Consider the following 10,817-nt stretch of genomic DNA (forward strand, 5'->3'; position numbering starts at 1 on the left):
GTGATCACGGAGCGTGTGGACGGCCCTCCATGTGCATCGGCAGACGCCGGCGTACGACGGCCAAGGCGCGCGGAATGCGGGTGTGGCGGCCCGGTGGCCAGGCGCCCTGGCGGCGCGTTGGATCACCGCACCGCGATCACCGCGGACCCATGCCCGAACAGACCCTGGTTCGCGGTGATCCCGGCCCGCGCACCCACCACCTGCCGGTCGCCCGAGTCGCCCCGCAACTGCCAGGTAAGCTCGCACACCTGGGCGATCGCCTGTGCCGGAACGGCCTCCCCGAAGGAGGCCAGCCCACCGCTCACGTTGACGGGTATGCGTCCGCCCATTGCCGTGGCCCCTTCCCGCAGCAGCTTCGCCGCCTCGCCCTCCGCGCACAGTCCCAGATCCTCGTACCACTGCAACTCCAGGGCGGTGGACAGGTCGTAGACCTCGGCAAGGGAGAGGTCCTCGGGGCCGATGCCCGCTTCCTCGTACGCAGACCGCGCTATAGATGCGCGGAATGTCTCTCCCGACGGCTCCATCGCCACTGCCGAGTCCGTCGCGATGTCGGGCAGGTCGAGCACGGTGTTGGGGTAGCGCGGCGTCACCGTGGACACCGCTCGGATCCGCACCGGCTCCGCCATCCCGTGCCGTCGCGCGAACTCCATGCTCGACAGCACGAGAGCCGCCCCGCCGTCCGAGGTCGCGCAGATGTCGAGCAGCCGCAGGGGATCGGCGACGATCGCGGAGGCGGCGACTTGGTCGGCGGTGACCCGCTTGCGGTAGCGCGCGTACGGATTCAGCGCCCCCAGGGCGGCGTTCTTCACCTTGACCTGGGCGAAGTCGTCGGCCGTGTCTCCGTGGACGGCCATCCGGCGGCGCGCGTACAGCCCGAAGTACGCCGGATTCGTCGCCCCGAGGACCCGGAACCGCAGCCAGTCCGGATCGTCGGCCCGGTCACCCCCCGCCGGGCGGAAGAACCCCTTGGGCGCGGAGTCCGCCCCCACTACGAGCACCACGTCCGCGAGTCCCGAAAGGATCTGCGCCCGCGCCGCGTTGACGGCCTGTGCTCCTGACGCGCATGCCGCGTACACGCTCGCGACCCGTGCCCCCTGCCAGCCGAGCGCCTTGGCGAACGTCGCCCCCGCCACGTACCCGGGATAGCCGCCCCGCACCGTGTCCGCGCCCACGATCGAGCCGACGTCCCGCCAGTCGACTCCCGCGTCGGCGAGCGCCGCGCGCGCGGCCGCCGTCCCGTACTCGACGAAGCTGCGCCCCCATTTGCCCCATGGGTGCATGCCCGCACCGAGCACCGCCACATCGTCCGTCATACCGCCACCCCCGTCGGCCGCCAATGCCATGTCGTCCAGGTCGTCTGCGCGTCCTCATACAGCACGCCGGGGACGACCTCCATCTCCATGCCCACCGCCAGATCGGCGACGGTCACCCCCGGAACCGCCTGCCCGAGCACCACGATCCGCTCCGCTTCCAGTTCCACCGCGACCAACGCGTAAGGCTCCCACGGAAGTTCCGGATTCGTCACATAGGGTGACGGAGGCTGGTATCGAGCGTCCGTGTACGACCAGATTCGCCCCTGTTTGGACAGTGGTATCTCGGTGAGCTCGTCGCCTCCACACCCTGGATTGCGGCAGAAGGCGTCCTCGCGAGGAAAGAACACCGACCCACACGCCGAACATCGCGTGCCCATGAGGCGGAAGTCGTCCCCGTCACCGGCGAACCATCCGGCCACCACGGGGGTACGGACACCTGTCATGGTCCCTCCCGGCTATGAAATCTGACGGAACGTCAGGAGTCTGCCACGGGTGTCGGCAATTCGGCAGGCGTCGGAGAGGCCGCCCCTGGAGGACCTCCTCCAGGTGATCGGATACAGTCCGCCACGTGTCCGAATCCCCGTTCCCATCCGCTGCCGACTCCGTGCCGGGCTCCCACTGTTCGAGCTGCGGAGCGCCCTATGGAGAAGGCGTCTCCGACTGGCCCCGCACCTGCGCCGGCTGTGGCACGGTGGCCTACCGCAATCCGCTGCCCGTCGCGGTGGCCCTTCAGCCCGTGTACGACACCAAGGGCACCGCCCTGGTGGTCATCACACGAACCATCCTTCCCGCGCGCGGGGGCGTCGCCCTGCCCGGAGGGTTCATCGAACACCGGGAGGACTGGCGGCACGCAGTCGTCCGTGAGCTCAAGGAGGAGACCGGCATCGACGCGGCCGGCCGCGATGTGCGGCTCGTCGACGCGATGAGCTCGCCCGACGGTCACTTGCTGCTGTTCGGGCTGCTCCCCGAGCGCCCGGCCGCCGACCTGCCGCCGTCCACCGGCACGGACGAAACAGAGGGCTGGCACCTCCTGCGCCGGCCTGCCGAGCTCGCCTTCCCGTTGCACACCTTGGCAGCGCAGGGATGGTTCGAGGGCCGCTACGTGTGAGCCACGGGCGGGACGGCACCACTTGTGTCCGTCCCGCCAAGACCGGGCCCCGGCGACCGCTCCGGGGTACCACGCGCGCGTGGTGCCCCCGTCACCCGCCGTCGAGGCCCCGTATGCGTACCGGATGGACAGGCTCGCTCCGGCCGTTGTCCCCATCCCGCCGGATCACCACGCGCCGGCCCTTCCAACGCGTCACATACCGCTCGATCTCCGGTTCGTCCCAGCCGTCGCCCGCGTCAGGAACCACCAGCCCGCCACCGGACCGCCCCCGCGCGGGCGCCCACACCTCCAGCTCGAGACCGCCGTCCTCTCCCCGCACGGGCAGCACCGCGCCCGCGCGCGCGAACACCGGAATCCGGTCCAAGGGGGCTTCGACCAGCACCTGGCCCGGCCCTTGGTACGCCTCCTCGGTCACCGTGTCGTACCAGCGGCCCCGCGGCAGCAAAACCGTCCGCCGGTCCGCGCCGGGATCCAGCACCGGTGAGACCAGAAGGCCGTCGCCGAGCAGGAAGGCGTCCTCGCAGTCTCTCAGCGCCCGGTCCTCGGGAGCGCCCCACCACAGGGGCCGTACACAGGGCGCACCCGTGCGGCGCGCCAGATGCGCCAGCGTGACGAAGTACGGCAGCAGGCGACGCCGTTCGGCGAGCGCCGCGCGCGCGTGCTCGAGGACCTCGGCGCCGAACTCCCACGGCTCCCGGCGCCCGGCCCGCAGACTCGCGTGCGTGCGGAACAGAGGCAGGTACGAGGCGAGCTGGAACCAGCGCAGATACAGCTCCGGTGACGGATTCCCGTCGAAGCCGCCCACGTCCGGCCCGGAGTACGGTACTCCGCACAGCCCGAGCCCCATCACCAGCGACAGCGAGGCGCGCAGCCCGGGCCAGCCCGTGGCGACGTCCCCGGACCAGGTGCCCCCGTAGCGCTGCATCCCGGCCCACCCGGAGCGCGAGAACAGGAACGGACGCTCTCCAGGGGCGAGTTCGCGCAGACCCTCGTATGCGGCGCGGGTCATGCACAGGCCGTACACGTTGTGGGCCTCCCTGTGGTCACCGCCCCGGTCCTCCAGCGCGTGCCGTGCCGAGCGGGGCAGGGTCTTCTCTCCGAAGGCCGTGAACGACACCGGCTCGTTCATGTCGTGCCAGAAGCCCGAGAAGCCCTGGGCGAGGCGCTCCTCGTACAGCCCGCCCCACCAGCGGCGCACGCGCGCGTGCGTGAAGTCCGGATACACCGCCTCCCCGGGCCACACCACCCCTTCGACGACCCGCCCCGAAGCGTCCCGGACGAACGCATCCTCGGCACTTCCGCTGTCGTACACGGGGTTGCCCGGCTCGGCCTTGACCGCGGGGTCGACGATCGACACCAGGCGTATCCCGTCCCGGCGCAGCTCCTCGGCGAGTACCGGAAGCTCGGGGAAGCGTTCCCGGTCGACCGTGAACACCCGGTGGCCGTCGTAGTGGTCGATGTCCAGATGCACGGCGTCGAGCGGCAGGCCCCGTTCCTGGTAGCCCGCGACGATCCGCCGTACCTCCTGCTCGCTGCCGAAGCCCCACCGCGCGTGATGGTGTCCCAGCGCCCAGGCCGGCGGCAGGGCGGGCGCCCCGGTCAGCGACGCCCACACGAGCAGCACGCGCGCGGGGGTGCCCACCATCACCCAGCAGCGCAGCGGACCACCGTCCATCCGCACCTCGCAGATGCCCGCACGGTCGTGTCCGGAGCCCGCACCCTCCTCACCCTCCCGCAACGTCACCGAGCCGTCCCAGGAGGTGTCGTGAAACACCAGATGCGTGGCCGCGTCGGCGACCACCATCTGCACGGGCATGGTGATGTACAGGGGGTCGTCCCCGGGCCCGAAGGGCCGTCCGGGGTCCGTGTTCCACAACCGGTAGGTTCCGTCACGCAACCGCGGACCCGCGGCCCGCCCGCCCAGTCCGAAGAACCGGGCGTCCGGCGCCACTTCGGACCGCTGCATCCACCGCGCACCACCGCCGTCCACCGGCTCCCACCACCGGGGCGGCAGATCCCGGCGCAGGGTCACCCCGCCGGGCGTACGCACCTCGATCGCGCCGTGCCGCGACACCACGACCGTGACGCGCTCCGCCACGACCCGCCAGCCGCCGTCCTTGTCCGGCTCCAGTACGGCCCGAGGATCCGGCTCGGGGCAGCGGCCCGCGAGCGCGTACGACGGCTCCGGCCCAGCCCCGTCCCAACCCCAGAACACGGCCCCGTTCACGGCGACCGTGATCCGCAGCTCGGTCCGGGCGAACCGTACGACACCACCGCCGGAGCCGGGCTCCACGTCCTGCACGGGCCCGGGCACCCGTGCCCGCTCCGCACCCCTCCGCGGCAACCCGGTGGCGTCGGCACGCCTCCTGCGCCACGCGGCCCGCATCGTGCGCAAGCCGTGTGCCGCACCCCCCGAACCGACCGCCTTCACCGAACGCACCAGGTCACGACCGTCCATGCTGCTCACCCTGCCATTGACTTCCTCGCAGTGGGGCGCCGTTCAACTGTCGTTCACCCGTGGCGAGAGCACATCTTCATGATGTCGACTATGTGTGGCACACCCTGGTGCAGAAGTCGATCACATGGCATCGTCCGTGTCAGCCGCGTGACGCGCACACCCCTGCTCGTGCGCGGTCCACGCACACGACGCGCACAGTCCGGGAGCCGCCCCATGACCTCAGCGAACCCCACGCCGCTCTGGCAGCCCGATGCCGGCCGCATCGCCCGGGCACAGATCACCAGGTTCCAGGCCTGGGCGGCCGAACACCACGGAGCCCCCTCCGAGGGCGGCTACGCGGCCCTGCACCGCTGGTCCGTGGACGAGCTGGACACCTTCTGGAAGGCCCTCACCGAGTGGTTCGACGTACGGTTCTCCACCCCCTACGCGCGCGTGCTCGGCAGCCGCTCCATGCCGGGCGCCGAATGGTTCCCCGGGGCCACACTGAACTACGCCGAACATGCCCTGCGCGCGGCGGCCACGCGCGCCGACGAGCCGGCCCTCCTGGCCGTCGACGAGACCCACGAGCCCCGCCCGGTCACCTGGTCCGAGCTGCGCCGCCAGGTCGGCTCTCTCGCCGCCGAGCTGCGTGCCCTCGGCGTACGCCCCGGAGACCGCATCAGCGGCTACCTGCCCAACATCCCGCAGGCCGTCGTCGCCCTCCTCGCCACGGCCGCCGTCGGGGGCGTGTGGACCTCCTGCGCACCCGACTTCGGCGCCCGCAGCGTCCTCGACCGCTTCCAGCAGGTCGAGCCCGTCGTCCTGTTCACGGTCGACGGCTACCGCTACGGCGGCAAAGAACACGACCGCCGCGAGATCGTCGCCGAACTGCGCCGAGAACTGCCAACCCTGCGCGCCGTCGTCCATATCCCTCTGCTCGGCACCGACGCCCCCGACGGCGCCCTGGAGTGGTCGCCCCTGACCTCCGCGGACGTCGAGCCCGTCTTCGAACAGGTGCCGTTCGACCACCCGCTGTGGGTGCTGTACTCCTCGGGCACGACCGGCCTGCCCAAGGCCATCGTCCAGTCGCAGGGCGGCATCCTGATCGAGCACCTCAAGCAGCTCGGCCTGCACTGCGACCTCGGCCCCGAGGACCGCCTCTTCTGGTACACCTCCACCGGCTGGATGATGTGGAACTTCCTCGTCTCCGGCCTTCTGACGGGCACAACGATCGTCCTGTACGACGGCAGCCCCGGCCACCCGGACACGGGCGCCCAGTGGCGCGTCGCCGAACGCACCGGAGCCACCCTCTTCGGCACGTCGGCCGCCTATGTCATGGCCTGCCGCAAGGCGGGGGTGCACCCCGCACGCGACTACGACCTCACACGCGTGCAATGCGTGGCGACGACCGGCTCCCCGCTGCCGCCGGACGGCTTCAGCTGGCTGCACGACGAGGTCCGCGACGATCTGTGGATCGCCTCCGTCAGCGGCGGCACGGACGTGTGCTCCTGCTTCGCGGGAGCCGTGCCCACCCTCCCGGTGTACATCGGTGAACTCCAGGCCCCGGGCCTCGGCACCGACCTGCAGTCCTGGGACCCCAGCGGCAAACCCCTGGCCGACGAGGTCGGCGAGCTGGTCGTCACCAACCCGATGCCGTCCATGCCGATCCGCTTCTGGAACGACCCCGACGGCAGCCGGTACCACGACAGCTACTTCGACATGTACCCGGGAGTGTGGCGCCACGGCGACTGGATCACGGTCACCTCGCGTGGCTCCGTGATCATCCACGGCCGCTCGGACTCCACGCTCAACCGACAGGGCGTCCGCATGGGGTCGGCCGACATCTACGAAGTCGTCGAACGCCTCCCCGAGATCAAGGAGTCCCTCGTCATCGGCATCGAGCAGCCCGACGGCGGCTACTGGATGCCCCTTTTCGTCCAGCTGGCCCCCGGAGCGGTCCTGGACGACGCGCTCCTGAACCGCATCAAGCAGACCATCCGCGACCAGCTCTCGCCGCGCCACGTACCCGACGAGATCATCCAGGTCCCGGGAGTCCCGCACACCCTCACGGGTAAGCGCATCGAGGTCCCGGTCAAGCGTCTCCTTCAGGGCACGCCGCTGGAGAAGGCCGTCAACCCGGGCTCCATCGACAACCTCGACCTCCTGCACTTCTACGAGGACCTGGCCCGCAAGCGGGCCTGACACACCCACAGCAGAGCCGCCCCGGACCCGGCCACCGCGCCTGGGGGCGGCGTTGTCAGTGCCACTGGTTACTGTGAGTGAGCATTGATCGACTGCATGTAGGGGGAACCATGCCGCACACCGAGCACCGGACCATGCGCCGCGCTCTGCGCCGCGAAATCGCGGGCACCATCGGCCTGTTGACCGACGAACACGACTTCACCGCGATGCGGCGCTACCGCACCTTCACCTTCGCCGACCACGCGACCTATCTCCAGCAGGTGGAAGACCTGCTCAGGACGCTCGCCGCCCAGGGGAACCACACCTCCGTCGCCCTCTTCGACCCGCAGGAGTACGAGGAGTTCTGCGCCGACAGCGGCCTGGAACCCGACGCCCCCTCCAGCCGCACCCGCTTCACCGCGGAACTGGCCGCCACGGGACCGACCATCCCGTACGAGGGACAGCCACTGGCCGAACTCGTCCCGGACCTGGTCGACGAAGCAGTACGACAAGTCACCTGGCAGTACGCGACCACAGTGCTGGCCCATGTCGGCGCCTGCGCCTCCTGCGGCGAGGACATCGGACGCGCCGCCTTCGCACACGCATCCCACCTCATCACCCGCATCCTCGACACCGCGAGCCCTGGCCACCGCCACCTCGTATGCAGCGTCTCGGCAGCACCGGAGACGCTTGTCGCGGTGCTGCACGCCGACGAGGATCCGGACGGCACGACGCGCCTCGACGAGACCGAGGCCCTCGAATTCACCACCGTCCTCGCCCTGGGCATCGCCACCCACAGCGCCGGCGGACTCGTCATGCGCACCACCGCACCGGACAAGAACGACCGCGTCTACGGCTGGCGCCTGCGCGGAGAACGCCTGGAGCCGCTCACAGCAGGGGAGGTCTTCGACGCCTACTGCACCGACATCGAGTCCGGCGACCTCGTATCCCCGGAATCCGGGGTCGACTACTGCGCCCCACCCGACCTCGGGGACGACGGACACCCGACAGGCCACTCCCATTGAACGTAGGACGGGAGCCACTGATGCAAGCAAGATCCGCAGTCGCTGAGCAACTGAGAGGCGCCTGAACGCGCGAGGGGCGCCCCACCCGCAGGTGAAGCGCCCCTGGCCGCACGACGACCTGAGCGACGACGCGTCCCGGCTACTCGCCGGACAGCACCGCCTGAGCCGCGCTACGCGCCTCGTCGGCGGTATCGGCGGCACGCGCGGCCGCCGCGGCACGCTCGCACTGCGCCAGCGTGTACTTCGCCAGCGTCGCCCGGACATAAGGAATCGACGCCGCACCCATGGACAGGGAGGTGACACCCAGACCGGTCAGCACACATGCCAGCAACGGGTCCGACGCGGCCTCACCACAGACACCACAGCTCTTGCCCTCGGCCTTCGCCGCCTCGGCGGACAGCGCGACGAGGTCGAGCAGGGCGGGCTGCCACGGATCCTGCAGCCGCGACACGGCACCCACCTGCCGGTCCGCTGCGAACGTGTACTGCGCGAGGTCATTGGTCCCCAGCGACAGGAACTCGACCTCCTGCAGAATCGAGCGCGCGCGCAGCGCGGCCGACGGGATCTCCACCATGGCGCCGAACTTGGCCTGCAGCCCGGCCTCACGGCACGCGTCCGCGAACGCCTTCGCGTCGGTACGGTCGGCCACCATCGGCGCCATGACCTCGAGGTAGACCGGCAGACCCTGAGCGGCCTTCGCGAGCGCGGTCAGCTGCGTGCGCAGGACCTCAGGGTGGTCGAGCAGAGTCCGCAGACCACGCACGCCCAATGCCGGGTTCGGCTCGTCCGCCGGGGTCAGGAAGTCCAGCGGCTTGTCCGCGCCCGCGTCCAGCACCCGCACGACGACACGGCCCTCGGGGAAGGCCTCGAGAACCTGCCGGTACGCCTCGACCTGCTTCTCCTCGGACGGCGCCTTCTTGCTGTCGTCCAGGAACAGGAACTCCGTACGGAACAGACCGACGCCCTCGGCCCCGGCCTCGACAGCGGCCGGAACGTCAGCGGGACCGCCGACGTTCGCCAGCAGCGGCACCTTGTGACCGTCGGCGGTGACACCCGGCCCGGTCGAGACCGAGAGAGCGGCCCTGCGCTCGGCGGCCGCGGCCTCGAGCTGTGCCTTCTTCTCGTCGCTCGGGTTCACGAAGATCTCGCCGGTGCTGCCGTCGACGGCGATCACCGTACCCTCGACGAGCTCACCCGCACCCGGCAGCGCCACGACTGCCGGAACGCCGAGCGCCCGCGCCAGGATCGCGCTGTGGCTGGTGGGCCCGCCCTCCTCGGTGACGAAGCCGAGGACGAGGGCCGGGTCCAGCAGGGCCGTATCCGCCGGCGCAAGGTCACGAGCAACGAGCACATACGGCTCGTCACTGTCCGGGACACCCGGCATGGGAACCCCGAGCAGGCGCGCGACGATGCGGTTCCGCACGTCGTCCAGGTCGGCAACGCGACCGGCGAGGTACTCGCCGGCTGCTGCCAAAAGCTCGCGGTATGCGGCGAACGCGTCGTACACCGCGCGCTCTGCCGTGCTGCCGACGGCGATGCGCCGGTCCACATCCGCCATCAGCTCGGGGTCCTGGGCCATCAGGGCCTGGGCTTCGAGAACCGCCTGGGCCTCGCCCCCCGCCAGATTGCCGCGCGCAGTGAGGTCGGCTGCCACAGCGTCCACGGCCTGGCGCGCGCGCCCCTGTTCCCGCTCCGCGTCCTCGGCCGGTATCTGCTTCGCCGGGGGCTCGAGTACTGCCGTCCCCATGTGCCGAACCTCGCCGATCGCCACACCGTGGCTCACACCGACGCCTCGCAGCGTTGTCTCCATCTCACCCGTCTCCGAATCATGCGGCGGGTCCCGCCACCGCGATGGTTTTCTTGTATGCCGTCTTTCCAGTACGGCGCTGGCGTCACTGCCAGACGAAGAGTTGGTCGCCCGCCTTCACATCGCCGTCCTCACGGAGACCGGAGAGGGAGTCGGCCGTGGCCTCGAGCGCCACCACTGGGCACACCGGAGACTTGCCGGCCTGCTCGACGGCGGCCGGGTTCCAGCGCACGACGGCCTGACCGCGCGTGACGGTGTCGCCCTTGTTGACGAGCAATTCGAAGCCTTCACCATTGAGCTGCACGGTGTCGATGCCCAGGTGGGTCAGCACACCGTGACCCTCTCCGTCCACTACGACGAAGGCGTGCGGGTGAAGGGAAACGATGACCCCGTCCACGGGGGAGACGGCCTCCAAGGGCTCACGCGCGGGGTCGATCGCCATGCCGGGCCCGACCATCGCTCCCGAGAAGACGGGGTCGGGCACTGCGGCCAGTCCGATCGCGCGTCCTGCAAGAGGGGACGTCACGGTGGTCATGGGGGCCTCCCAGGGGTGGAGATTCAGATGGGCGGTCGCTGCCTGTCCCGGACGGCGCACTGGGCAGCAGCGTATGGCATGTGAAGAGCCGATTCCGCACGATAGCTCCGCCTAGAGGTCTAGACCACCCCTCGAAGTGATTTGCACCGGCTCCGTAACCCCGTGTACAGTCGTACCCCTGCCTGGGACCGAGTGACGCGTCCAAGCGCCCTTGCCCGGCAGCATCAAACTTGTCAGATCCTATCCCGGGATCCTTTCTGCATGCCCGCAGGGCGGTGGTCAGGAAGACGGGAAAACACTGATAGAGTTTGGAACACCGAAGGGAAGCGCCCGGAGGAAAGCCGCGAGAGTGAGTCTCTCGGGTGAGTACAAAGGAAGCGTCCGTTCCTTGAGAACTCAACAGCGTGCCAA

At 70.3% G+C, this 10,817-nt stretch carries 8 protein-coding genes; 3 read left to right on the plus strand and 5 right to left on the minus strand.

Annotated features, from left to right (window positions below; all coding sequences use genetic code 11):
- Window positions 1-122: 122 nt before the first annotated feature.
- A complete protein-coding gene (locus tag ABT186_RS04345) occupies window positions 123-1,313 on the minus strand; it encodes a lipid-transfer protein (RefSeq protein WP_351923495.1) in 1,191 nt (396 codons plus the stop codon).
- On the minus strand, window positions 1,310-1,735 hold the full coding sequence (locus ABT186_RS04350; protein WP_351223254.1) for a Zn-ribbon domain-containing OB-fold protein: 426 nt from the start codon (window positions 1,733-1,735) through the stop codon (window positions 1,310-1,312). Before ABT186_RS04350 ends, ABT186_RS04345 begins: the two co-directional genes overlap by 4 nt.
- A gap of 146 nt (window positions 1,736-1,881) precedes the next feature.
- Between ABT186_RS04350 and ABT186_RS04355 the strand changes: the two genes are divergently transcribed.
- Window positions 1,882-2,421 carry an NUDIX domain-containing protein gene (locus ABT186_RS04355; protein ID WP_351223154.1) on the plus strand — a complete coding sequence of 180 codons (540 nt, stop codon included), beginning with the start codon at window positions 1,882-1,884 and terminating at the stop codon, window positions 2,419-2,421.
- A gap of 91 nt (window positions 2,422-2,512) precedes the next feature.
- Here the strand turns inward: ABT186_RS04355 and ABT186_RS04360 are convergent, their stop codons facing one another.
- Window positions 2,513-4,879: a glycoside hydrolase family 31 protein gene (locus ABT186_RS04360; protein WP_351923497.1), complete on the minus strand. Its 2,367-nt coding sequence runs from the start codon at window positions 4,877-4,879 to the stop codon at window positions 2,513-2,515.
- 213 nt (window positions 4,880-5,092) lie between these two features.
- Between ABT186_RS04360 and ABT186_RS04365 the strand changes: the two genes are divergently transcribed.
- Window positions 5,093-7,060, plus strand: coding sequence for an acetoacetate--CoA ligase (locus tag ABT186_RS04365; protein WP_351923499.1), 1,968 nt, complete (start codon window positions 5,093-5,095; stop codon window positions 7,058-7,060).
- Window positions 7,061-7,170: 110 nt separating this feature from the next.
- A complete protein-coding gene (locus tag ABT186_RS04370) occupies window positions 7,171-8,064 on the plus strand; it encodes a DUF8829 domain-containing protein (RefSeq protein WP_351223148.1) in 894 nt (297 codons plus the stop codon).
- Between the two features lie 139 nt (window positions 8,065-8,203).
- Here the strand turns inward: ABT186_RS04370 and ptsP are convergent, their stop codons facing one another.
- Window positions 8,204-9,874 (minus strand): phosphoenolpyruvate--protein phosphotransferase, encoded by a 1,671-nt coding sequence (ptsP, locus tag ABT186_RS04375; RefSeq protein ID WP_351223146.1) that lies wholly within the window; start codon window positions 9,872-9,874, stop codon window positions 8,204-8,206.
- A gap of 82 nt (window positions 9,875-9,956) precedes the next feature.
- Complete coding sequence (locus ABT186_RS04380) at window positions 9,957-10,406, minus strand: PTS sugar transporter subunit IIA (RefSeq protein WP_351223144.1); 450 nt, start codon at window positions 10,404-10,406, stop codon at window positions 9,957-9,959.
- Window positions 10,407-10,817 lie beyond the last annotated feature (411 nt).

Source organism: Streptomyces sp. NPDC001634 (genome assembly GCF_040298185.1).
GTDB lineage: Bacteria > Actinomycetota > Actinomycetes > Streptomycetales > Streptomycetaceae > Streptomyces.